This is a genomic window from Pseudomonas sp. NFIX10, assembly GCF_900111955.1.
GTDB lineage: Bacteria > Pseudomonadota > Gammaproteobacteria > Pseudomonadales > Pseudomonadaceae > Aquipseudomonas > Aquipseudomonas fluorescens_AA.
The window spans coordinates 70,523-93,419 of the sequence record NZ_FOKH01000015.1 but is presented as its reverse complement, the minus strand read 5'-3'; the positions used below and the strand labels follow the sequence as shown (position 1 = coordinate 93,419).

The 22,897-nt window shown below is 61.5% G+C and carries 18 protein-coding genes and 1 tRNA gene; 12 read left to right on the top strand and 7 right to left on the bottom strand.

All coding sequences use genetic code 11. The features are described 5' to 3' along the window. Positions 1-10: 10 nt before the first annotated feature. Positions 11-87 (top strand) — tRNA-Ile (locus BM321_RS15660). A 182-nt stretch (positions 88-269) separates the two neighbouring features. On the opposite strand, the gene BM321_RS15655 is transcribed toward BM321_RS15660, so the two are convergent. Further along, positions 270-521 (bottom strand): helix-turn-helix transcriptional regulator, encoded by a 252-nt coding sequence (locus BM321_RS15655; protein ID WP_170847605.1) that lies wholly within the window; start codon positions 519-521, stop codon positions 270-272. 346 nt (positions 522-867) lie between these two features. Here BM321_RS15655 and BM321_RS15650 point away from each other — a divergent pair, with 346 nt between their 5' ends. The 11 genes from BM321_RS15650 to BM321_RS15600 all read left to right on the top strand — a co-directional run bounded on the left by BM321_RS15650 (position 868) and on the right by BM321_RS15600 (position 14,388). Next, complete coding sequence (locus tag BM321_RS15650; protein ID WP_256573434.1) at positions 868-3,231, top strand: hypothetical protein; 2,364 nt, start codon at positions 868-870, stop codon at positions 3,229-3,231. A gap of 35 nt (positions 3,232-3,266) precedes the next feature. Beyond that, on the top strand, positions 3,267-3,728 hold the full coding sequence (locus tag BM321_RS15645) for an Lrp/AsnC family transcriptional regulator (RefSeq protein ID WP_060743121.1): 462 nt from the start codon (positions 3,267-3,269) through the stop codon (positions 3,726-3,728). A gap of 276 nt (positions 3,729-4,004) precedes the next feature. Next, the gene (locus BM321_RS15640) at positions 4,005-5,687 is read left to right on the top strand and encodes a flavin monoamine oxidase family protein (RefSeq protein WP_092443142.1); all 1,683 of its coding nucleotides are present in this window, start codon (positions 4,005-4,007) and stop codon (positions 5,685-5,687) included. Between the two features lie 12 nt (positions 5,688-5,699). Then, positions 5,700-6,494, top strand: a complete 795-nt coding sequence (locus BM321_RS15635) for a carbon-nitrogen hydrolase family protein (RefSeq protein ID WP_092443140.1) — start codon at positions 5,700-5,702, stop codon at positions 6,492-6,494. Between the two features lie 62 nt (positions 6,495-6,556). Next, positions 6,557-8,989: a pyrroloquinoline quinone biosynthesis protein PqqF gene (pqqF, locus tag BM321_RS15630; RefSeq protein WP_092443138.1), complete on the top strand. Its 2,433-nt coding sequence runs from the start codon at positions 6,557-6,559 to the stop codon at positions 8,987-8,989. A 170-nt stretch (positions 8,990-9,159) separates the two neighbouring features. Beyond that, complete coding sequence (gene pqqA, locus BM321_RS15625; RefSeq protein ID WP_003177660.1) at positions 9,160-9,234, top strand: pyrroloquinoline quinone precursor peptide PqqA; 75 nt, start codon at positions 9,160-9,162, stop codon at positions 9,232-9,234. A gap of 80 nt (positions 9,235-9,314) precedes the next feature. Then, positions 9,315-10,226 (top strand): pyrroloquinoline quinone biosynthesis protein PqqB, encoded by a 912-nt coding sequence (gene pqqB, locus BM321_RS15620; RefSeq protein WP_092443136.1) that lies wholly within the window; start codon positions 9,315-9,317, stop codon positions 10,224-10,226. 201 nt (positions 10,227-10,427) lie between these two features. Then, on the top strand, positions 10,428-11,180 hold the full coding sequence (pqqC, locus tag BM321_RS15615) for a pyrroloquinoline-quinone synthase PqqC (RefSeq protein ID WP_072405785.1): 753 nt from the start codon (positions 10,428-10,430) through the stop codon (positions 11,178-11,180). Next, on the top strand, positions 11,177-11,452 hold the full coding sequence (pqqD, locus tag BM321_RS15610; RefSeq protein WP_060740339.1) for a pyrroloquinoline quinone biosynthesis peptide chaperone PqqD: 276 nt from the start codon (positions 11,177-11,179) through the stop codon (positions 11,450-11,452). The genes pqqC and pqqD overlap by 4 nt, the downstream gene beginning before the upstream one ends. Further along, a complete protein-coding gene (pqqE, locus tag BM321_RS15605) occupies positions 11,424-12,593 on the top strand; it encodes a pyrroloquinoline quinone biosynthesis protein PqqE (protein ID WP_092443134.1) in 1,170 nt (389 codons plus the stop codon). The genes pqqD and pqqE overlap by 29 nt, the downstream gene beginning before the upstream one ends. After that, entirely contained in the window at positions 12,559-14,388 is a 1,830-nt protein-coding gene (locus tag BM321_RS15600; protein ID WP_092443132.1) for a S9 family peptidase, read from the top strand. Before pqqE ends, BM321_RS15600 begins: the two co-directional genes overlap by 35 nt. A gap of 127 nt (positions 14,389-14,515) precedes the next feature. Here the strand turns inward: BM321_RS15600 and BM321_RS15595 are convergent, their stop codons facing one another. The 6 genes from BM321_RS15595 to BM321_RS15570 all read right to left on the bottom strand — a co-directional run bounded on the left by BM321_RS15595 (position 14,516) and on the right by BM321_RS15570 (position 22,865). Next, on the bottom strand, positions 14,516-14,674 hold the full coding sequence (locus BM321_RS15595; protein WP_003177654.1) for a YqaE/Pmp3 family membrane protein: 159 nt from the start codon (positions 14,672-14,674) through the stop codon (positions 14,516-14,518). Between the two features lie 347 nt (positions 14,675-15,021). Continuing rightward, positions 15,022-16,800, bottom strand: a complete 1,779-nt coding sequence (locus tag BM321_RS15590) for an acyl-CoA dehydrogenase C-terminal domain-containing protein (RefSeq protein WP_092443130.1) — start codon at positions 16,798-16,800, stop codon at positions 15,022-15,024. A 244-nt stretch (positions 16,801-17,044) separates the two neighbouring features. Then, positions 17,045-18,841: an acyl-CoA dehydrogenase C-terminal domain-containing protein gene (locus tag BM321_RS15585; RefSeq protein WP_092443128.1), complete on the bottom strand. Its 1,797-nt coding sequence runs from the start codon at positions 18,839-18,841 to the stop codon at positions 17,045-17,047. Between the two features lie 91 nt (positions 18,842-18,932). Continuing rightward, a complete protein-coding gene (locus BM321_RS15580) occupies positions 18,933-20,219 on the bottom strand; it encodes a GGDEF domain-containing protein (protein ID WP_092255180.1) in 1,287 nt (428 codons plus the stop codon). Between the two features lie 266 nt (positions 20,220-20,485). Further along, complete coding sequence (locus BM321_RS15575; RefSeq protein WP_092202715.1) at positions 20,486-22,291, bottom strand: phenylacyl-CoA dehydrogenase; 1,806 nt, start codon at positions 22,289-22,291, stop codon at positions 20,486-20,488. Between the two features lie 277 nt (positions 22,292-22,568). Then, complete coding sequence (locus BM321_RS15570; RefSeq protein ID WP_092331289.1) at positions 22,569-22,865, bottom strand: pyrroloquinoline quinone biosynthesis protein PqqE; 297 nt, start codon at positions 22,863-22,865, stop codon at positions 22,569-22,571. Positions 22,866-22,897 lie beyond the last annotated feature (32 nt).

Below are 22,897 nucleotides of genomic sequence, written 5' to 3'. Positions count from 1 at the left end.
GACCTACTGAGGGCCTATAGCTCAGTTGGTTAGAGCAGAGGACTCATAATCCTTTGGTCCACGGTTCGAGTCCGTGTGGGCCCACCATATAAAAAGCCGCGCATTGCGCGGCTTTTGCGTTCTTGAGCCTGTTGACTCTTGCGCCCTAGGCGAAGGTCTTCATGAATGGCTCTGCACACTGCCTGATGGCTGCGACCACATTCGGTGCCTGCTCACAAAGTTCAGTCGAGCGGGCCAGCACTTGTTCCAGTGCTGGCAATTGGTCGTCATCAGTCGAACACTCCCTGGATTTCCTCAAGCGTAGGCATCGCAGCCGGTACCACGGCGAACTCACAATCCAGGGCCCCCAGGACTCGTGCATAGGCAAGCATCCCCACCGACGGGTCACCCTTTTCGATGGCAATGACCTTCTGCCGAGTAACACCTGCCAAGGTAGCGAGATTGGCCTGGGTCAGGCCGCGATTAAGGCGGCGCTTGCGAACCTGCTCGCCCAGACGCACGATGATGAGGGAATAATCCATGTTATGTATACAAGACAAAAAAGATTATATGTAACGTATACCTAACCTTCAAAAGAATCAAAGCGGATATGCCCTCGAAGTCAACGTGCTCACCTTTCACCGGAACATCCGTCCCGAATCGACTTCAAAAGCTCGCCGTTGTTTGACCGCGATAACAACTTTGGCCACTGGCCGCTCCCTTTCCTTGTTCCTCGACTCACCTGGAAGTAATACTCTGGGGAATTGACGACGGGCGAAGACCCCACGTCCAAGCCGTTCAACCTCCTCAAGCGAGATCCCCATCATCGCCAGCCCCAGCCTCTCCCGACTGTTTCTTGAACTGTTCTGGCAACTCGGCATCCTGCTGGTGCCGGCTTTTTTCGTCACGATATTGCCGCCTCCATTGGCTTTGTTGGTGGTGTTGTTCTTCGGCCTGCTGATGGGGCTTGCCGCACGATTCGGCTTTCTGTCGGCCGGGCGAGTCTGTGGCAGGTTGATCGTCGGCGCCGTGTTCGGCCTGGGTTTCAGTGTGGGTCGGGCCTTGCCTGAGTGGTGGGGCATCCTGGCGGCCATCGCCAGCATCGGCGGCGGGCTGGCGTGTGTCAGCACTTGGGAGCGGCGTCTGGGCTTGGCGCCCGTTTCCGGCAAAGGCGCCAGTGCCTGGGGTGGAAGTGAGCCGCAACTGACGCCTGAAGGCGAACCGATCCGGGTGTTCAACCACAGTGAAATCGCCATGGGCGGTCCCACTTATTGCGACTATCTGTTTCCCGACGGCGTGCTACTGCAAGGTCTTGGTTCTTCGTCACTGTTCTCCCGCGACGGGCGCTATTTTGCGGCGACCGTACCGTCCCGGCAGAACTGGGGACTGGTCGTCCTCGACCGTCAACAGCGCCAGGTGTACCGCTGTGCCGACAGCGAACTCTGGGAGTTGGACGCTTTTGATCTCGGCGTGTTGAGCGGGCGCCATAGCCCGCTGGTGGACGACAGCGTTCGCGAAATCCGACTGGATGAGCTGTTCCAGACGGCCAGCGTTACCCACTTGGTCCCCTTCGCCGACCTATGGCTGGACTCCGAGTGGCATCCCGAGCAGGTTCAACCTACCTTCGAGCGGCATTCGGCGGACGGCCAGCACTGCCTGTGGGGCGAGATTGCCTTGCCCGCGACATTTCGCGACCTGGCCCAGCCGCTGGAACCGCTGGCTTCACCGCGCTACGCCATCAGCGTCAACGGGCAATCGGCCGGCCTGTTGATGGCGGCCGATGCGCCGTTGGTATGGAGCAACGATCAACGCGCCCTGGTGTGCCTGGCCCAGGAACAAACCCCTCATGCGGACGGCGACCAGTATTGGCTGTGGCAGCTCGACCTGGGCTGGCGCGCCCTGCCCTCGCCATGGGTGAAGAGCGAAGCAGAACCGTCCTTCTATTGGCACGAGTTGCTGGGGCTCGACGCAAGCCATGTGCAGATCGGCTCGTACCTTGACTATCCGCGACCGGCTTCCGGGCGTTATGGCTACCGCTTGGACAGCATCCACGGCGATACCGAGACCCAGGTCGGTCACGACGCCCAAGGTCGCGTGCAGGTGGGCGAATTTGCGCTGACCCGCATGACCATCGCGATGCCGCTGGACAGCCAAGGCCAGCGCGGCGATTCATTCATCGAAACGCAGCCGATGCAGGACGGGGTGCGCGCACGGTTGACCTGGCTTGGTGACAATCCCGACGGGCTGGGCGGTTATCGCTGTCAGATCGGCGACTGGCAATTGCCTGGTCGCTGGTTGTTGGATCATCGGGTCTCCGATTGCGGACGTTACCTGGCCCTGCTGCCCTTCGACGGTGCCACGACGGTCGCGACCCACGGGGTGGCAGCCGACCTGAAGGTGCGACAGCTGCTGCAGGGGCCCGCGATGTGGGTCGCTCGCCTGCTCGATTTCCGCGCGGGCCGGCTGAGCCTGGCGGTGGTGGCCGGCCGTCTCGATCAAGACCTGGAGAGCAGCGCGCTGCAACGCTTCAACATCCCCGCGCCACAGGTCGGTAGCGCCCCGTCATTCTTTCAGCCCGACGAGCGATCCCGGCTGTTCTACGACACCGTGGAACTGCAGGTGAGCGATTCGCAACTGCACAGGATGCACCCCTGGCGCTTGGTGGATCGCCCGCAAGTCGCCAACGCCGAAGGAGACTTCATCCTGCCCGCCCCAAACCAACAGGATGCCGCCTGGTTGTTCGGCAGCGAGACGGAATATGCCGACAGTTGGATGCGGGCGCGGACGCCTCGGCTTGGCGGCCACCTGCTGACAGCATCAGGCTGCGCGTTGACCGACCTGGCACCCTCGATGATCTGGTCGGCGGAGGGTCGCTATCTGGCCCTTACCTGCATGGCTACCGACGTGACCGAGTTGTGTGGCAGCTATCGAGGCTGGCAGTTGCTGCTGCTGGATGTCCAGGCGCACACGTTGCGAGTACATCCGCAATGGCTGGGCAACCGCCCCCTGCTTGAAGGTTTCGACGACAATCAAGTGCGCGTGCGCTGTTTTGAACGCGATTGGGAAGCTGAGGACAATGACGACCCAGGTTCGGTACAGTCACTGCCTCTGACCCTTTTGCTGCAAGCGCCCGCTGAACAGCTGGTATGCCAGGACGGTTTCTGGCTCAGGTCTTCGCAAGTACACCTGGCCCCCGCCTGGCGAGCGCTGGCCTTACCCGCCATTGGCTATTTCAAACGCGAGAGCCTGTAACATGCTCGCCACCGATGCCCACGCCGGAGCCCACCTTGCCTGACACCCGCCCTCCCGTCCTCGACGAAATCGACCGCCAACTGATCGCGGCCCTGCAAATCAATGCCCGGGAAAGCGTCGCCATGCTGGCCCGGCAGTTGGGTATCGCCCGGACAACCGTCACTTCGCGCTTGGCGCGCCTGGAAAAGACCAAGGTGATTACCGGATATGGCGTGCGCCTGGGCCAACGGGTGATTGACGGCGGCTTGCAGGCTTACGTTGGCATCAAGGTCCAACCGCGCTCCGGCAAGGATGTGCTGCGACGCTTGAGCGCCATGGCCCAAGTCCAGCAACTGTGCGCGGTCAGCGGTGAGTTCGACTACGTCGCCTGGCTGCGCACCGATTCACCGGAACAATTGGACCAGTTGCTGGACCAGATCGGCAGCGTGGACGGTGTGGAGAAGACCACCACCTCGATCATCCTCAGCAGCAAGATCGATCGAGGGCAGCCGGTCTAGGCCCTACGTAACTTAACCTGTGGGAGCGAGCTTGCTCGCGAAAGCGGCGGGTCGGTTGGCGGGGATGTCGACTGTGCCGCCGTCTTCGCGGGCAAGCCCGCTCCCACAGTGACTCGTTTCGTCATTAAGATTCGTTAACACATCAAAATGACTGACAACCACTCAAAACGACGACATATTGTGTCTTATTAACGTGTTCTACCCTCCCTAGAATGGCTGGCATCTTTCCTATACTCAGACGCGAGCAACGCGTCGAGTCGTCCATCAAGGTCCGCCATGAACAAGAGCAATCGCCACCCAGCAGACGGTAAGAAGCCCATCACCATTTTCGGGCCGGACTTTCCTTTCGCCTTTGACGACTGGATCCAACACCCGGCGGGCCTGGGCAGCATTCCCGCCCACAACCACGGTACGGAAGTGGCGATTGTCGGTGCCGGGATCGCCGGCCTGGTGGCGGCGTACGAGCTGATGAAGCTGGGGCTCAAGCCCGTGGTCTACGAGGCGTCGAAAATGGGCGGACGCCTGCGCTCACAGGCGTTCAACGGCGCCGAAGGGGTGATTGCCGAGCTGGGCGGCATGCGTTTTCCAGTGTCATCCACCGCGTTCTACCATTACGTCGACAAACTGGGCCTGGAAACCAAACCCTTTCCCAACCCACTGACCCCAGCGTCCGGCAGCACGGTCATCGACCTGGAAGGCCAGACCTATTACGCACAGAAACTGGCGGACCTTCCCGCACTGTTCCAGGAAGTCGCCGACGCCTGGGCCGATGCGCTGGAGGATGGTTCGCGCTTCGGCGACATCCAGCAGGCGATCCGCGACCGCGACGTGCCGCGCCTCAAGGAATTGTGGAACACCTTGGTGCCGCTGTGGGACGACCGCACCTTCTACGACTTCGTCGCCACTTCCAAGGCGTTCGCCAAGCTCTCGTTCCAGCACCGCGAAGTGTTCGGCCAGGTCGGTTTCGGCACGGGCGGCTGGGATTCGGACTTCCCCAATTCGATGCTGGAAATCTTCCGCGTCGTGATGACCAACTGCGACGACCATCAGCACCTGGTGGTCGGCGGCGTCGAGCAGGTGCCCCACGGCATCTGGAATCACGTGCCCGAACGCTGTGCGCACTGGCCGGAAGGTACCAGCCTGAATTCGCTGCACCTGGGCGCCCCACGCAGCGGCGTGAAGCGCATTGCCCGTGCGGCCGACGGCCGGTTCAGCGTGACGGACGTGTGGGAAAACACCCGCGAATACGCCGCCGTGCTGGTCACGTGCCAGAGCTGGTTGCTGACCACCCAGATCGAATGTGAAGAAGCGCTGTTCTCGCAAAAAATGTGGATGGCCCTTGACCGCACCCGCTACATGCAATCGTCGAAGACCTTCGTGATGGTCGACCGACCGTTCTGGAAGGACAAGGACCCGGAAACCGGGCGCGACCTGATGAGCATGACCCTGACCGACCGCCTGACCCGTGGCACCTACCTGTTCGACAACGGCGATGACAAGCCAGGGGTGATTTGCCTGTCGTATTCCTGGATGAGCGATGCGCTGAAAATGCTCCCGCATCCGGTGGAAAAACGCGTGAAGCTGGCCCTCGATGCCCTGAAGAAGATCTACCCCAAGGTGGACATCGCCGCACGGATCATTGGCGATCCGATCACTGTGTCCTGGGAAGCCGACCCGCACTTCCTCGGTGCCTTCAAGGGCGCCCTGCCTGGCCACTATCGCTACAACCAGCGCATGTACGCGCATTTCATGCAAGACGACATGCCGGCCGAACAACGCGGGATCTTTATCGCCGGCGATGACGTCTCATGGACACCCGCCTGGGTCGAAGGCGCGGTACAGACCTCACTCAATGCCGTGTGGGGCATCATGAAGCACTTCGGCGGTGAAACTCACGCCGAGAACCCGGGTCCAGGTGATGTGTTCCATGAGATCGGTCCGATCGCCCTGCCTGAATAAAAGGAGTTTTCGATGCGCGTAGCCCTCTACCAATGTCCACCGCTGCCACTGGATCCGGCCGGCAACCTGCACCGCCTGCACCAGGTGGCGCTGGAAGCCAGGGGCGCCGATGTGCTGGTGCTGCCGGAGATGTTCATGACCGGCTACAACATCGGCGTCGATGCGGTGAATGTACTGGCCGAGGTCTACAACGGCGAATGGGCGCAGCAGATCGGCCGCATCGCCAAGGCAGCCAACCTGGCGATTGTCTATGGCTACCCGGAACGCGGCGAAGACGGGCAGATCTACAACGCGGTGCAACTGATCGACGCCCAGGGCGAGCGCCTGGCCAACTACCGCAAGAGCCACCTGTTCGGCGACCTTGATCACGCCATGTTCAGCGCCGGCGACTCAGCGCTGCCCATCGTCGAGCTCAACGGCTGGAAGCTCGGCCTGCTGATCTGCTACGACCTGGAATTCCCGGAAAACGCCCGACGCCTGGCCCTGGCCGGCGCCGAGCTGATCCTGGTGCCAACCGCCAACATGCAACCCTACGAGTTCATCGCCGACGTCACCGTGCGCGCCCGGGCCATCGAGAACCAGTGTTTCGTGGCGTACGCCAACTACTGCGGCCATGAAGCTGAATTGCAGTATTGCGGCCAAAGCAGCATCGCCGCACCGAATGGCAGTCGCCCGGCGCTGGCGGGGCTGGACGAGGCCTTGATCGTCGGCGAACTGGACCGACAACTGCTGGACGACTCCCGCACGGCCTACAACTACCTGCACGATCGCCGCCCCGAGCTTTACGACGACCTGCACAAACACTGATTGAGGATTGAGAAAGGGCCCTGATCCGCTAGCATGGGCGCATCCTTGTTCTGGAAGCGCCCATGCCGGTCCCCGATTCCCTCCGCCCCCACACTGAAACCCTGGCCAACGGCTTGCGGGTGACATTGCGTCATGTCCCGGGCCTCAAGCGCAGCGCAGCGGTCCTGCGCGTCGCCGCTGGCAGCCATGACGCCCCCCTGGCCTGGCCGGGCATGGCGCACTTGCTCGAACATCTGTTCTTCCTCGGTACCGAACGGTTTCCCGCCGAGGAGAATCTGATGGCCTACGTGCAGCGGCACGGCGGTCAGGTCAATGCGCGCACCAGTGAACGCACCACGGATTTTTTCTTCGAACTCCCTCCCGCAACCTTCGCCGACGGGCTGGAGCGGCTGTGGGACATGCTCGCCCAGCCACGCCTGGATGAAGCTGAGCAGTTGCGGGAACGGGAAGTGTTGCACGCGGAGTTCATCGCCTGGTCCCAGGATGCGGCCGCCCAACGGCAGCTTGCCTTGTATGACGGCGTGTCAGCGTCCCATCCACTGCGGGGTTTTCACGCCGGCAATCGCGACAGCCTCGCCGTGGAGCACGCCGAATTCCAAAGCGCATTGCACGACTTCTATCGCCGCTTTTACCAGAGCGGCCAGATGACGTTGAGCTTGGTCGGCCCACAAAGCATCGACGCCTTGAAAGCGCTGGCGGAACGGTTCGGCAGCCATGTATCGGCCGGTGAGGCGTTCGTTGGATCGTCGCCGCCAAGGCTGATGGCATCGGCCCAGACGCATTATCGACAGGCCCGGGAGGGTAGTCTCGACCTGTTGTTCGCCTTCGAAGCGTTGCCCGCCGCCTCTCCTCAAGCCCTGGACTTTCTCTGTACGTGGCTGAACTCCAGCAAACCGGGCGGCCTGCTCGCCACGTTGCGTCAGCGCGGCCTGGCGGACAGCCTCAAGGCCACTGCGCTGTATGAGTTTGCCGGACAAGGGCTGCTGCACATCGAATTCAAGCACGGCAACGCTCAGGCAGCGGCGCAAATCCAGCCGTTGCTGCACGACTGGTTGGGATTCTTTGCCGCCCAGGATGACTGGGCGCCGTTGCGCCAGGAGTTCACCGCGTTGTTGCAGCGACGGCAGGAGACAGGATCGGCCTTGCAGTTGGCCCGCTGGGATTGTGAAGGACGTGGCACGCCGCTGCTGGCAAACGACCTCGTGAGGCTCCGGGAAATCCTCAGGCAACTGCACCCCGCCGATAACGTCGTGGAACCCTGGCAACTGCCCGCGCCCAATCCGTTCCTGCAAACAGCAAGCGAAGCGCCTCGCGCCGGGCTGATACGCGGCCAGACCAGCGCCCACCGCGGCTTGCGAACCTTCGCCCAGGATCGCTCCCGGGGCCGGCGGGAACGCTCGCCCATGCAGTTCAGCCAGGCGCTGCCAGACAACGGTCGTGAAGGCGCGGTGTACCTGCGCTGGCAACTGACGACCCAGGCACCGCCCGACGTTCAATCCAGGCTCGACCGGCACCTGCAGGATGTGCGCGAAGAGGCTCGGCAGGCTGGCGTGGACGTCAGTTTCGAAGCCTGCGCCCATCAATGGCTGTTGAAACTGGTCGGCTTGCAGGCACCGCTGCCGTTGGTGCTCGAACACGTTCTGGCGAAGCTTGCCCAACCACTGCCAATGGCCCAGGCCGGTGACGAAACGCCGTCGATGCCGATTCGACAGCTGTTGAAGGCGCTGCCGAATCATTGCCGACAATTATCAACGTTGCCAATGCCCGACAGCGATCAAAACCTGTGGACAACGGCCCGCTGGGACGGGCTGTCCATCGGTCTGTCGACCGCCACCCAAGGGGCGCTTGGCCCGGTGCTGGCCCGCGTGCCGGGCATTGCCGGCGAGGATGTCAGCCTGGCGACAGCGTCACGCGGGCAACGCGTCTGGCATAGCCTACAGACCCACGGTGAAGAATCGGCCGTGTTGCTGTTTTGCCCGACCGCCACCTCGGCGCTGGCCGACGAAGCCGCCTGGCGATGGCTGGCACAGCTATGCCAGACGCCGTTCTACCAGCGCCTGCGCGTCGAGTTGCAGGTGGGTTATGCAGTGTTCAGCGGGTTGAAGCAGGTCGATGGGCAAACCGGGGTGTTGTTCGGCGTCCAATCGCCCAGCCTCTCGGTGGCGGAACTGATCGCCCACCTCGAGCAATTCCTGGCCGGGTTACCGGCGCTGATCCAGCAGCTTGATGATGCGTCCCTTGGCCGTCAGCAGCAGGCACTCGCCGCCCAACTCCAGAGCAGTGCCCTGCCCTTCGCCCAAGCCGCCGAATTGCTCTGGCAGGGCAAGCTGGCCGGCCGTTCGTCGGATTATCTTGAGCAACTGTCCGCTGCCATCCTTTGCCTGGAACGCGCCCAGCTCGAGGTTGCCGCCCAGGGTTTGCTCGATGCGCAAGGGGGATGGCATTGCCTGAGTAACGGCGCTTGCCCGCCAGGACACTGGCAAGCGGCGCAGTGATCATTGCAGGCGCTGTAACGAGCTTTCTTCGAGAATCGCGGCGAACGAATTTGTCAGATTTAGTAACATAGGCGCCTAAGCATCTGAACATCTCCGAACGGAGGTGGACTATATGTATAAGTCTTCACCGTTCCATCGAACCAAAGCCCACCCACCAAAGGAGTATTCCCATGTCCTGGTCCAAACCCGCATATATCGACCTGCGTATCGGTTTCGAAGTCACCATGTACTTCGCCAGCCGCTGATTGCTGCAGGCGATTAAGCACGCAGCACTACGCCTCGGCCAGCCGAGGCGTTTTTATTTCGGTTTGCAGATGGAGCAGCCATGTTCGTCCAGATTCTAGGTTCCGCCGCCGGTGGCGGTTTCCCCCAGTGGAACTGCAACTGCGCCAACTGCGCAGGTTTTCGCAACGGCAGCCTGCGGGCCCAGGCGCGTACCCAGTCGTCCATCGCCCTGTCCGATGACGGCGTGAACTGGGTGCTGTGCAACGCCTCCCCGGACATTCGCGCCCAGCTCCAGGGCTTCGCCCCGATGCAGCCTGGCCGGGCCCTGCGCGACACCGGCATTGGCGCGATCATCCTGATGGACAGCCAGATCGACCACACCACCGGCCTGCTCAGCCTGCGCGAAGGTTGCCCGCATCAAGTCTGGTGTACCGACATGGTTCATGAAGACCTGAGCACGGGCTTTCCACTGTTCAATATGCTGACCCACTGGAACGGCGGGCTGAGCTGGAATCGCATCGAGCTCGACCAGAGCTTCACCATTGCCGCCTGCCCGAACCTGCGCTTCACCCCGCTGCCTCTGCGCAGCGCCGCACCGCCCTACTCGCCCCATCGCTTCGACCCGCACCCGGGCGACAATATCGGGCTGATCGTCGAAGACCTGCGCACGGGCGGCAAGCTGTTCTATGCCCCAGGCCTGGGCAAGGTCGACAAGTCGTTGTTGGGGATCATGGCCGGCAGCGACTGCTTGCTGGTGGACGGCACGATGTGGGACGACGATGAAATGCAGCGCCGTGGCGTTGGCACCCGCACCGGCCGGGAAATGGGCCACCTGGCCCAGAACGGCCCCGGCGGCATGCTGGAAGTGCTGGAGCGACTGCCCGAGCAGCGCAAGGTCCTTATCCATATCAACAACACCAACCCGATCCTGGACGAAGATTCGCCCGAACGGGCCGAGCTTGTACGTCGAAAGATTGAAGTGGCCTACGACGGAATGAGTATTGAGTTGTAGGAAGGTCGGAACCAATGTGGGGTGTGCTTGCGGTGTATCAGTCAACATGGGTGCCGACTGGTAGGACGCTATCGCGAGCAAGCTCGCTCCCACAGTAGTCCGGAATCTGATTCACAGCACACCCCATGTGGGAGCGAGCTTGCTCGCGATGGGGCCAGCCCTGACGCCACAGAACCCAACGGTTATTCCCCGGAGACCGAAATGACTGACACCCCCCTGTCCCCCGCCGAGTTCGAAACGGCCCTGCGTGCCAAAGGCGCGTATTACCACATCCATCACCCCTATCACGTGGCGATGTATGAAGGCCGTGCCACTCGCGAGCAGATCCAGGGCTGGGTCGCGAACCGTTTCTACTATCAAGTGAACATCCCGCTCAAGGACGCCGCGATCCTGGCCAACTGCCCGGACCGGGAAATCCGTCGCGAGTGGATCCAGCGCCTGCTCGACCATGACGGCGCGCCCGGCGAAGACGGCGGCATCGAAGCCTGGCTGCGGCTGGGCCAGGCGGTGGGCCTGGACCCCGACCAACTGCGTTCCCAGGAACTGGTGTTGCCAGGGGTGCGCTTCGCGGTGGACGCCTATGTCAACTTCGCCCGCCGGGCCAGTTGGCAAGAAGCCGCCAGCAGCTCGCTGACTGAACTGTTCGCCCCGCAGATCCACCAGTCGCGCCTGGACAGTTGGCCCCAGCATTACCCGTGGATCGACCCGGCCGGCTATGAATACTTCCGCACCCGCCTGGGCCAGGCCCGGCGCGATGTGGAGCATGGCTTGGCGATCACCTTGCAGCACTACACCACCCGCGCCGGGCAGGAACGCATGTTGGAGATTCTCCAGTTCAAGCTGGACATTCTCTGGAGCATGCTCGATGCCATGAGCATGGCCTACGAATTGAACCGCCCGCCCTATCACAGCGTGACCGACCAACGGGTTTGGCACAAAGGAATTACCTTATGAGTTTCGACCGCAGCCAAACCCCGCGCTGGCGCCCCGGCTATCGTTTCCAGTACGAACCGGCCCAGAAAGGCCACGTGCTGCTCTATCCTGAAGGCATGATCAAGTTGAACGACAGCGCTGCGCTGATCGGCGGCCTGATCGACGGCGAACGGGATGTCGCGGCCATCATCGACGAGTTGGCCAAGCAGTTTCCCGACGTGCCGGAACTTGGTGACGACATCGAGCAATTCATGGAGGTCGCCCGTGCACAGCACTGGATCGAACTTGCCTGACACCCGTGCCCTGCCGCCCAGGCCGGAAGTCGGCCTGCCGCTGTGGCTGCTGGCGGAGCTGACCTATCGGTGCCCATTGCAATGCCCGTACTGCTCCAACCCATTGGACTTCGCCGAGCAGGGCAAGGAGCTGAGCACTGAGCAGTGGTTCAAGGTCTTTCGCGAAGCCCGGGAAATGGGCGCCGCGCAGTTGGGTTTTTCCGGTGGCGAGCCGCTGGTGCGCCAGGACCTGGCCGAGCTGATCGGTGAAGCGCGCAGGCTGGGTTTCTATACCAACCTGATCACCTCCGGCATCGGCTTGACCGAACAGAAAATCAGCGACTTCAAGAAGGCCGGGCTGGACCATATCCAGATCAGTTTCCAGGCCAGCGACGAGCAGGTGAACAACCTCCTGGCCGGCTCGAAGAAAGCCTTCGCGCAAAAACTGGAAATGGCCCGGGCGGTGAAGGCCCACGGCTATCCGATGGTGCTGAACTTCGTGACCCACCGGCACAACATCGACAAGATCGACCGCATCATCGAGCTGTGCATCGCCCTGGAAGCCGACTTCGTCGAACTCGCCACCTGCCAGTTCTACGGCTGGGCGCAATTGAACCGCGTCGGCCTGCTGCCTACCCGGGAGCAACTGGTACGCGCCGAGCGCATCACCAATGAATATCGCGCCAAGCTGGAAGCCGAAGGCAATCCGTGCAAGTTGATCTTTGTCACGCCGGACTACTATGAGGAACGACCCAAGGGCTGCATGAACGGCTGGGGCAGCATTTTCCTCACCGTCACGCCGGACGGCACGGCATTGCCCTGTCACGGTGCCCGACAGCTGCCGGTGCAGTTTCCCAATGTGCGCGACCACAGCATGCAGCACATCTGGTACGACTCGTTCGGCTTCAACCGTTTCCGCGGTTATGACTGGATGCCCGAACCGTGCCGCTCCTGCGATGAAAAGGAAAAGGACTTCGGCGGCTGCCGCTGCCAGGCGTTCATGCTCACGGGGGACGCCAGTAATGCCGACCCGGTGTGCAGCAAGTCCGAACACCACGGGGTGATTCTCCAGGCGCGTGAAGACGCCGAGCACGCCACGCAAACCATTGAACAGCTGGCCTTTCGCAATGAACGAAACTCGCGCCTCATCGCCAAAGGCTGAGCCTTTCAGCGCCGCCCAGGCCGTTGCCGCCGGCACTGACTTCGCCGAACTGCAGGTCGGGCCCTTGGGCCTGTTCTGGAATGAATACCGCCCTGCGGACGGCGCCTGCCGGATCTGGCATTGGCAAGATACCGAGGCTCGCTGTTTGACGCCGGACGGCTTCAGCGCGCGCAGCCGGGTCTATGAATACGGCGGCGGGTCGTTCTGCCTGAGCCATGACGGCGTGCTGTTCGTCAATGAGACCGACCAGCAGTTGTACCACCAGTCGCTGAGCGACGGGCAGCCCGTAGCGCTGACCTCCGGTGAGTGCCGCTACGGGGACCTTGGCTTTGCCGACGGCCAGGTGTTGGCGGTGGAAGAACAAGCCAACCAGCATCGCCTGGTGTCGATCGGGTTGGCGGATCATCAACGGCATCTACTGGCTGAAGGCGCCGATTTCTACGCTTCGCCGACCCTGAGTCCGGACGGCCAGCGGCTCGCCTGGGTTGAGTGGAGCCGTCCGCATCAACCTTGGACCGCCACGCGGTTGATGTTGGCCGAACGCAATGCTTCGGGTTGGGGCGAGCCACGCTGCGCGGCTGGCGACGGTCAGCAAGCGTCCATTCAGCAACCGCGCTTCGACGCGGCCAGTCGCCTTTATTGCCTGAGTGATCGCGGTGGTTATTGGCAGCCCTGGAGGGAGTCGGCCCAAGGCCTGGAACCACTGCCCGCCGCCGAAGCCGATCACGCCCCGGCGCCATGGCAACTGGGTGGCTGTACCTGGCTGCCGCTGGATGAACACACGTACCTGGCGAGTTGGACCGAAGCGGGCTTCGGGCGCCTGGGCCTGTGTCGCAGTGACGACGCCAGCGAGGACTTTACCGGCACCTATACCCGCTTTCGCAGCCTGGCGCTGGATGAGCGGTTCATCTATGCCATTGCCGCCTCGCCGACCGGCCCGTCGGCGGTCATTGCCATCGAACGGCATAGTCATGAAGTCGCGGTGCTGGCCGGCGGTGTCGCGCCATTGCCCGTCGAACAGATCAGCCGTCCTAGAACCCTGCGTTATCCATCCGGGTCAGGCGAGGCCCACGGGTTCTTTTACCCGGCCATGAATGTACAGGCGAAGCCGCCCCTGGTGGTGTTCATTCACGGCGGCCCCACCTCGGCCAGTTATCCCCAGTTCGATCCGCGTATCCAGTATTGGACCCAGCGTGGCTTTGCCGTTGCCGATCTCAATTACCGCGGCAGCAGCGGTTATGGCCGGGCCTATCGGCAGGCATTGCATTTGAACTGGGGCGTGGTGGATGTGGAGGATGCCTGCGCGGTGGTTGCCTACCTGGATGAACAAGGCCTGATCGATGGCCGTCATGCATTCATCCGGGGTGGCAGTGCCGGTGGCTACACGACCCTCTGCGCCTTGGCGTTCCATGACGTCTTCCGTGCCGGCGCCAGCCTCTATGGCGTGAGCGACCCGGTCGCCCTCGGCCGGGCCACGCACAAGTTCGAAGGTGATTATCTGGACTGGCTGATCGGCGATCCGCAACAGGACGTCGAACGCTACCGCGCCCGCACCCCGTTGCTGCACGCCGGGAACATCCGTGTGCCAGTGATCTTTTTCCAGGGTGAACTGGACGCCGTGGTGGTCCCGCAGCAGACCCGCGACATGGTCAGTGCCTTACAGGCCAACGGTGTGACTGTCGAGGCGCACTACTACCCGGATGAGCGCCATGGCTTTCGCAAGGCCGCGAACCAGGCGCATGCGCTGGAGCATGAGTGGTTGTTCTATCGCAGGGTGGTGGAAGGCGATCTTTAGGAAGCCAAACACACTGCGGGAGCGAGCTTGCTCGCGATGGCAGTAGTCCAGTCGACATTTCCGTGGACTGACACACCGCTATCGCGAGCAAGCTCGCTCCCACAGGGGGATTTCATGACCGATGAATTCAGCGCTTGGCGATGATGTACACCGCATGCACGATGCCAGGGATGTAACCCAACAGCGTCAGCAGGATATTCAGCCAGAACGCCCCGCCGAAACCGACTTGCAGGAATACCCCCAGTGGCGGCAGCAGGATGGCGATAATAATGCGAATGAAATCCATGGATGACTCCCTGATCGACGATGGCCAAATTGCCACATAGCTCATTGACCCCAAGCCGCTCGTCAGGGTTCAGTGAAACGCAACCAGAAGCAGCCTCGGCGTAGGGCACGCTGCCAAGGAACAAAAAACGCAGGCAAAAGAAAACCCCGCCGAAGCGGGGCTTTGCAGACTGTTTCCCTGACATCCATTTCACTCCGCCGTCCTGGCAGAATCCTACGTGTCCGTGTTGTTACTTTTGCGCGTCCTGCGCGGCGTCCATGTGAAGTAGATTAGCCCTGGATCCAATCTGCCGATAGAGGGAAAACGCCAGTACATTGTGTAAGCTTTTGCTTACACACTGTCAGTTTTTAGAACTGCCCGGGCTCCAGCAGAAACAGCGACTCGCTGCCAGCTTTCACCGAAGCACTCAGGGAGTGGATGCGCGGCAGCAGGCGAGCGAAATAGAACCGCGCCGTGCCCAGTTTGCTCGCGTAGAAATCATCCTGGTTCTCTTTGCCAAAGGCCGCCTTGGCCATCAACGCCCACATGTAAGCGTAAGCGGTGTAGCCGAACGCCTGGAGGTACTCCACCGAAGCGGCGCCGATTTCGTTCGGGTTGTTCTTCGCCCGCTCCAGCAACCAATCGGTCAACTCATCCAGCGTACCGACCGCGTCGTTCAGTGGCGTGGTGAACTCCGCCAGGTCGCTGCTCGCGGTGGCGGTGAAATGGCGGATTTCATCGGCGAACAACCGGTAGAACGCACCGCCACTGCCGACGATCTTGCGCCCTACCAGGTCCAGCGCCTGGATACCATTGGTACCTTCGTAGATCTGGGTGATGCGCACGTCACGCACCAGTTGCTCCTGGCCCCATTCACGAATGTAACCATGGCCGCCGAACACCTGCTGGCCATGGACCGTGGTTTCCAGGCCCAAGTCGGTCAGGAAAGCCTTGGCCACTGGGGTCAGCAACGCCACCAGGTCTTCGGCGCGCTTGCGGGTGACCGGGTCTTCGCTGAACTTGGCGGTATCCAGTTGCATCGCCACGTAGGTGGAAAATGCCCGGCCCCCCTCGTTCGAGGCCTTCATGGTCAGCAGCATCCGACGCACGTCGGGGTGGACGATGATCGGGTCTGCGACCTTGTCCTTGTTCTGTGCACCAGTGGGCGAACGGCTTTGCAGGCGGTCACGGGCATATTCGACGGCGTTCTGGTAGGAACGCTCGCCGGAGGCCAGGCCTTGGATGCCAACCCCCAGACGCTCGTAGTTCATCATGGTGAACATCGCCGCCAGGCCTTTGTTCGGCTCGCCGACCAGGTAGCCCACGGCTTCATCGAAGTTCATCACGCAGGTGGCGGACGCCTGGATGCCCATCTTGTGTTCGATCGACCCGCAATTGGCCGCGTTGCGCGTGCCCAGGCTGCCGTCGGCATTGACCATGAACTTGGGCACCAGGAACAGCGAGATACCCTTGGGGCCCGCCGGTGCGTCTGGCAGCTTCGCCAGCACCAGGTGAATGATGTTCTCGGTGAGGTCGTGCTCGCCACCGGTGATGAAAATCTTCGTGCCACTGACCTTGTAGGAACCGTCGGCCTGAGGTTCGGCCTTGGTGCGGATGATCCCCAGGTCCGTACCGGCATGAGGCTCGGTCAGGCACATGGAACCGGCCCAGACGCCGGCGTACATGTTCGGCAGGTACGCCGCCTTCAGTTCTTCGCTGGCATGGGCATTGATCGACAGGCAGGCGCCGGCGGTCAGCATCGGATACAGGCCGAAGGACAGGCTGGCGGAGTTGACCATTTCCTCGACCTGGGCCGAGACGGCCTTGGGCATGCCCATGCCGCCGTACACCGGATCACCACCGACACCGACCCAACCGCCTTCAGCGTAAGTCTTGTAGGCCTGTGGGAAACCTGCCGGCGTGGTGACGGCGCCGTCGGCCCAGTGGCAACCTTCTTCGTCCGCGGCGCGGCTGAGGGGGGCGATGCTTTTGCTGGTGACTTTGCCGGCTTCTTCGAGGATCGCTTCGACCGTTTCAGCGTCCACGGTGTCGGCCAGTACCGGCAATTGGGCCCAGAGTTTCGTGACCTCGAACACTTCATTGAGGACGAAGCGCATATCGCGCAGGGGCGCTTTGTAGTCAGCCATGGCAAACCTCGCAGGATCTAAACAGTTGGGTTCGTAAAAGACGGTTTCGCAATGACCTGAGTGTACCTCAACAACTTTTGCGACACATAGGGTCAACCCATGACCGTTTTATTATTTTTGGTCACAGACGGGATTTGAAGATTAATCGTGGCGAGGGAGCTTGCTCCCGCTTGAGTGCGCAGCACTCACAAAAAGAGCGCTAGCTACGCAGCCCAACGGGAGCAAACTCCCCGCGACGGTTCAGTCAGAGGGCAAACAACGCTGCCGGCAACTTCATCAAACACTCGCTCCCGGCCTCGACCGCAGCCCGATGGGCGGTCGTACGTGGCAACAGGCGCTTGAAGTAGAACTCGCAGGTCGCCAGTTTGGCTTGGCAGAAATCGCCGTCACCGTTGCCGCTGTCGAGTTGCGCCTGGGCCACCAAGGCCATGCGCAGCCACAGGTAGGCCAGGATGATGTAGCCGCTGTACATCAGGTAGTCCACCGAGGCGGCACCCACTTCATCCGGATTCTTCATGGCGGCCATGCCGACCCGGGTGGTCAGTTCACCCCATTGCTGATTGAGCCCATCGAGTTGCGCGACGTACGCCTTGAGCTGCGGATGTTGCGCATTGGCAGTGCAGAACTTATGGACAATCTTGGTGAAACCACGCAACAACTTGCCCTGGCTACCCAGCACCTTGCGCCCCAGCAGATCCAGGGCCTGGATGCCGTTGGTGCCCTCGTAGATCGGCGCGATGCGGCAGTCGCGCACCAACTGCTCCATGCCCCACTCGCGAATGAAGCCGTGGCCGCCGAACACTTGCATGCCGTGGTTGGTGACTTCCAGCCCAGTGTCGGTCATGAAGGCTTTGCAGATCGGGGTAAGAAACGCCAGCAGGTCCTCGGCCTCCTGGCGCGCGGTTTCGTCCGGGCTCAGGTGGGCGGTATCGAGCAGTTGCGCGGTGAAATACGTCAGTGCCCGGTTGCCTTCGTTGAAGGCCTTCATGGTCAGCAACATCCTGCGCACATCGGGATGGACGATGATCGGGTCGGCGACTTTTTCCGGCGCCTTGGGACCGGTCAGCGCGCGCATCTGCAGACGCTCGTTGGCGTATTTGATCGCGCCCTGGAAGCTCGCCTCACCCAGGCACAGGCCCTGCATACCGGTGCCAAGCCGGGCGTGGTTCATCATGGTGAACATGCAGTTGAGGCCCTTGTTCGGCTCGCCGATCAGGAACCCCTTGGCCCCATCGAAATTCAACACGCAAGTGGCCGAGGCCTTGATGCCCATCTTGTGTTCGATCGAGCCACAGGAAACGCCATTGCGCGCCCCGGCCTCACCCGTGGCGTCGGGCAGGAACTTGGGCACGATGAACAACGAGATGCCTTTGGTCCCGGCGGGGGCGTCCGGCAGCTTGGCCAGCACCAGGTGGATAATGTTATCGCTCATGTCGTGTTCGCCGGCGGAGATGAAAATCTTGCTGCCGGAGATCGCATAGCTGCCGTCGGCCTGGGGCACGGCGCGGGTCTTGATGATGCCCAGGTCGGTGCCGCAGTGGGCTTCGGTCAGGCACATGGTGCCGGTCCACTGGCCGGCGGTGAGTTTGCTCAGGTAGGTCTGTTTCTGTTCTCCGGTGCCGTGGGCATGAATGGCCGACATGGCACCGTGAGTCAGGCCCGGGTACATGCCCCAGGACGTGTTGCTGGAACCGATCATCTCGCTGATGACCAGGCCCAGGGAACTGGGCAGTCCTTGGCCACCATAAGCCGGATCTGCCGCCAAGCCGTGCCAGCCGCCTTCCACGTACTGTGCGAAAGCCTGCTTGAAGCCTGTAGGCGTGGTGACTACGCCGTTGTCGAAATGGCAGCCTTCTTCATCACCGGAGCGATTGAGCGGCGCCAGCACGTTTTCACAGAATTTGGCGCCTTCCTCGAGGATCGCGCTGACCATGTCCGGGCTGGCATCGCTGGCGCCCAGTTCGGCATAACGGCCATGGAAATCGAAGACGTGATCGATCAGAAAGCGCATGTCGCGCAGGGGGGCTTTGTACTCGGGCATGGTGGTTTTCTCCGGTAGCAGATGGTTTCAACCTACTGCCGGCCACCCTGGCTCACAATCACAGTCCAGACGCTGAATGCGCCGTCATCACTCAACCCGCGGCTTCCATGCGCACCGCGCCGCGGCGGTTCTGACCGAAGGCAACCACACAGTTACGCCCCGCGCCCTTGGCGTTATACAGCGCCTGGTCGGCGGACTTGAGCACTTCTTCGGGCGTGCGTTGCTCGAGGCGCTCCGCGACGCCGATGCTGACCGTCACCGATACGCTGGAAGCCCCCGCGCCGGAGCGACGCTGCCGGCCTTGCTGGTCGTCCTGGGGACGGCTATCGGGGTTGCGCAACTGGATGGCATACGTCTCGATGGACTGGCGGATGACTTCCAGATGGGGCATGCACTCGTCGATGGTCTTGCCTGCGAACACCAGGGCAAATTCCTCACCGCCGTAGCGATATGCCCTACCGCCACCGCCGATCTTCGACAACTTGCTGGCGACCAGGCGCAGCACCTGGTCGCCCACGTCGTGGCCGTGGGTGTCGTTGAATTTCTTGAAATGGTCCACGTCACTCATCGCCAACACATAGTTGCGCCCCAGGCGCTGCATGCGTTCGTTCAGTGCCCGCCGCCCCGGCAGGCCGGTGAGTTCGTCACGGAAGGCCATTTGATAGGCCTCGTGGGCAACCGCCGCGGCAATCATCAGCATCACCTGGCTGCACATGATGTTCAGGGTGAACGGCAGGATAAAGGTCTTGGGCAGCATCCAGAACAGCCCGAGCAACCCCACCAGTTGTGCGGCGTGCAGTGGCCGGGGATTGCGCCAGTATTGCCAGGCCAACAGCAGGAACGCGGCGGCGAACATCGGGTAGGACAATTGGATCAGGCTCATCCAGGCACCGTGCAACGCCGGCCAGCGGATCTCCGAGAGCCACAACAACAAGGCCTGGGGGAAACTCTGCTCCAAGGCCAGCGCCACACTGCCAAAGACCAGCAACACCGCGAACCGCGCCACCATGTCCTGGAACAGGTGGGTGCGCTCCTGCCACGCCGCGAACAGCCCGAACAACAGCGGCAACAACAGGCAGACGAGATGGAACACCACCGCCGCGTCTTCGCGCACCTTCCCGTTATCGCGATAAAAGTCGGTCTGGGTGTCCAGGAGAAAGTAGGCGATATACACCGTGACCATCAGAAACAGTTCACGTTGACGTCGATAAACCGCGCAATACGCCCCGCCTAGCAACAGCACCAGCGTCGGAAGGACGTTGAACAGCGAGGTGAAGAAAACGTTGAGATCCTTGACGTAGGCAGCCGCAAGCCCCGCCACCAATAACAGCAATGACGGTAGGAAATGGCTCAAACGTACAGCGGAAGAACGCGGCAAGGGGTAAAACTCCGACCCGGCTGATCAAAGATGGCATTGTGCCTGCTATTGCAGCGTAAGGCACTGGAGATGTGACAGATGTCACACTGCCATCCCTGTAACGGCAGGAGGGAATGTTTTCTTAGGGTTCTGTTTGATGAATGTTTTTCAAAATATTCGGAGATCGCTTGTGGGAAACAAGCGCACTCCCACGAGGGATTTACAACGGATAAGAAAAAGCCGCTGCTCCCGAAGGAAAGCAGCGGCTGTTGAGACCCGCTTAAGGCTTAGTAACCCAGTGCGAAGTCTTCTTCTTTCATGTCCATCAGGTTGTTCGCGCCCGACAGCATGGTAGCCACGTGGGTACGGGTACGCGGCAGGATGCGCTGGAAGTAGAAGCGCGCCGTCTGCAGCTTGGCGGTGTAGAAGGCTTCTTCGGTGGTGCCGGCTGCAAGTTTTTCCGCCGCCAGGCGCGCCATGTCGGCCCAGAAATAGGCCAGGCAGGCGTAACCGGAGTACATCAGGTAGTCCACCGATGCCGCGCCCACTTCTTCACGATCCTTCATCGCCGCCATGCCGACCTTCATGGTCAACTCGCCCCATTCCTTGTTCAGCGCAGCCAGGGGTTCGACGAACTCCTTGACCGCTTCGTTGCCTTCGTTGCTCTGGCAGAACTTGTGGACGATCTTGGTGAAGCCCTTGAGTGCCTCGCCCTGGGTCATCAGCACTTTACGGCCCAGCAGGTCGAGAGCCTGGATGCCGGTGGTGCCTTCGTACAGCATCGAGATACGACTGTCACGAACGTTCTGCTCCATGCCCCACTCGGCGATAAAGCCGTGGCCGCCGTAGATCTGCACGCCATGGTTGGCCGATTCGAAACCGACTTCGGTCATGAAGGCCTTGGCGATCGGCGTCATGAACGCCAGCAGCGCATCGGCTTTTTTCTTCTCTTCTTCGTCCACGCCGTACTTGACGATGTCGACCTGCTTGGCGGTGAAGTACACCATCGCCCGGTTACCTTCGGCGAAGGCCTTCATGGTCAGCAGCATGCGACGCACGTCTGGGTGCACGATGATCGGGTCGGCGGCCTTGTCTGGCGCTTTCGGGCCCGTCAGGGAACGCATTTGCAGGCGATCGCGGGCATATTTCAGGCCGCCCTGGAAGCCAATCTCGGCGTGGGCCAGGCCTTGCAGCGCAGTGCCCAGGCGTGCGGTGTTCATGAAGGTGAACATGCAGTTCAGGCCTTTGTTCGCCGGGCCGATCAGGTAACCGGTGGCCGCGTCGAAGTTCATCACGCAAGTGGCGTTGCCGTGAATGCCCATCTTGTGTTCCAGGGAACCACAGCTCACCGCGTTGCGCTGACCGATGGAGCCATCGGCGTTAGGCAGGAATTTTGGAACGATGAACAGCGAAATGCCCTTGGTGCCAGCCGGTGCATCCGGCAGGCGTGCCAGCACGATGTGGACGATGTTGTCGGCCATGTCATGTTCACCGGCCGAAATGAAGATCTTCGTACCGGAAACCTTGTAGGAACCGTCGGCCTGAGGCTCGGCCTTGGTGCGCAGCATGCCCAGGTCGGTGCCACAGTGCGGTTCGGTCAGGCACATGGTGCCGGTCCATTCGCCGGAAACCAGCTTGGTCAGGTAGGCCTCTTGTTGCTCGGGCGTACCGTGCTCGGAAATCGTGTTCATCGCGCCATGGGAAAGGCCCGGGTACATGCCCCACGACCAGTTGGCTTCACCGACCATCTCGCTGACCGCCAGGCCCAGGGATTCCGGCAGGCCTTGACCGCCATGCTCGACGTCGTGGGCCAGGCTCGGCCAGCCGCCTTCGACGAATTGCTTGTAGGCTTCCTTGAAACCGGTCGGGGTTTTCACGCCGGACTCGCTCCAGGTGCAGCCTTCGATGTCGCCCACACGGTTCAGCGGAGCCAGCACCTGCTCACAAAACTTGGCGCCTTCTTCGAGAATGGCGTCAACCATGTCCGGAGTTGCGTCCTGGCAAGCCGGAAGGCTCTGATAATGCGCTTCGTAGCCAAGCAGTTCGTCACGAACGAAGCGAATATCACGCAAGGGGGCCTTGTAGTCAGGCATAGCGATAAACCTCTGCTGATGTAACCGGGAATGAACGACCGCGTGGATTTGTTGTGGCGGTCAAACAGTTGTTTGAAACATACGTTTACGCCCAAACCTTGTCAAGCGCCGATCTTTTGCCGTTCGTCATCAGCTTGAGAAAAAATGTCGGACACAGGAAACCCATCGCCCTAAAGAATCCGCGATGCGCGTAGGAAAAGATTAGTTGAGCAATAAGACGTTAGAGACAAAAACGCCACGAATAATCGCGGCGTCTTGGCAAACCTTAAGAGCAGGATCAGGCAAAGGTATCGATCAATGTCCCAAGCATTTCGTCGGATGCCTTGGCGACGTTGGCACCCAGTTGCACCTGGAACTTGCCCTGGGCCATTTCGACCATGTTAGCGGCCTGGTCCGACTGCTGGCTACGATCCACCGAACGCAAGCGATCGACCTGGACTTCCGAGGACTGGCTGGTGACCGAACGCTCGATCGTGTTGTTGGCGATCTGGCTGGACGCCTGATCGACGCGGTTCTGCCCTGTCTGAATCGTGCTCAGACCGGCATAGAACGCGGTACTTCCTGAGATTTCCATGGCAGAACTCGTCTTCTTGAAGGGTCGACAGT

Bases quoted from the DNA above. Each gene is read 5' to 3' on its own strand.
- BM321_RS15655 (WP_170847605.1), bottom strand. From the start codon at position 521: ATGGATTATTCCCTCATCATCGTGCGTCTGGGCGAGCAGGTTCGCAAG.
- BM321_RS15640 (WP_092443142.1), top strand. From the start codon at position 4,005: ATGAACAAGAGCAATCGCCACCCAGCAGACGGTAAGAAGCCCATCACC.
- BM321_RS15635 (WP_092443140.1), top strand. From the start codon at position 5,700: ATGCGCGTAGCCCTCTACCAATGTCCACCGCTGCCACTGGATCCGGCC.
- pqqF (WP_092443138.1), top strand. From the start codon at position 6,557: ATGCCGGTCCCCGATTCCCTCCGCCCCCACACTGAAACCCTGGCCAAC.
- pqqB (WP_092443136.1), top strand. From the start codon at position 9,315: ATGTTCGTCCAGATTCTAGGTTCCGCCGCCGGTGGCGGTTTCCCCCAG.
- pqqC (WP_072405785.1), top strand. From the start codon at position 10,428: ATGACTGACACCCCCCTGTCCCCCGCCGAGTTCGAAACGGCCCTGCGT.
- pqqD (WP_060740339.1), top strand. From the start codon at position 11,177: ATGAGTTTCGACCGCAGCCAAACCCCGCGCTGGCGCCCCGGCTATCGT.
- BM321_RS15600 (WP_092443132.1), top strand. From the start codon at position 12,559: ATGAACGAAACTCGCGCCTCATCGCCAAAGGCTGAGCCTTTCAGCGCC.
- BM321_RS15595 (WP_003177654.1), bottom strand. From the start codon at position 14,674: ATGGATTTCATTCGCATTATTATCGCCATCCTGCTGCCGCCACTGGGG.
- BM321_RS15590 (WP_092443130.1), bottom strand. From the start codon at position 16,800: ATGGCTGACTACAAAGCGCCCCTGCGCGATATGCGCTTCGTCCTCAAT.
- BM321_RS15585 (WP_092443128.1), bottom strand. From the start codon at position 18,841: ATGCCCGAGTACAAAGCCCCCCTGCGCGACATGCGCTTTCTGATCGAT.
- BM321_RS15575 (WP_092202715.1), bottom strand. From the start codon at position 22,291: ATGCCTGACTACAAGGCCCCCTTGCGTGATATTCGCTTCGTTCGTGAC.
- BM321_RS15570 (WP_092331289.1), bottom strand. From the start codon at position 22,865: ATGGAAATCTCAGGAAGTACCGCGTTCTATGCCGGTCTGAGCACGATT.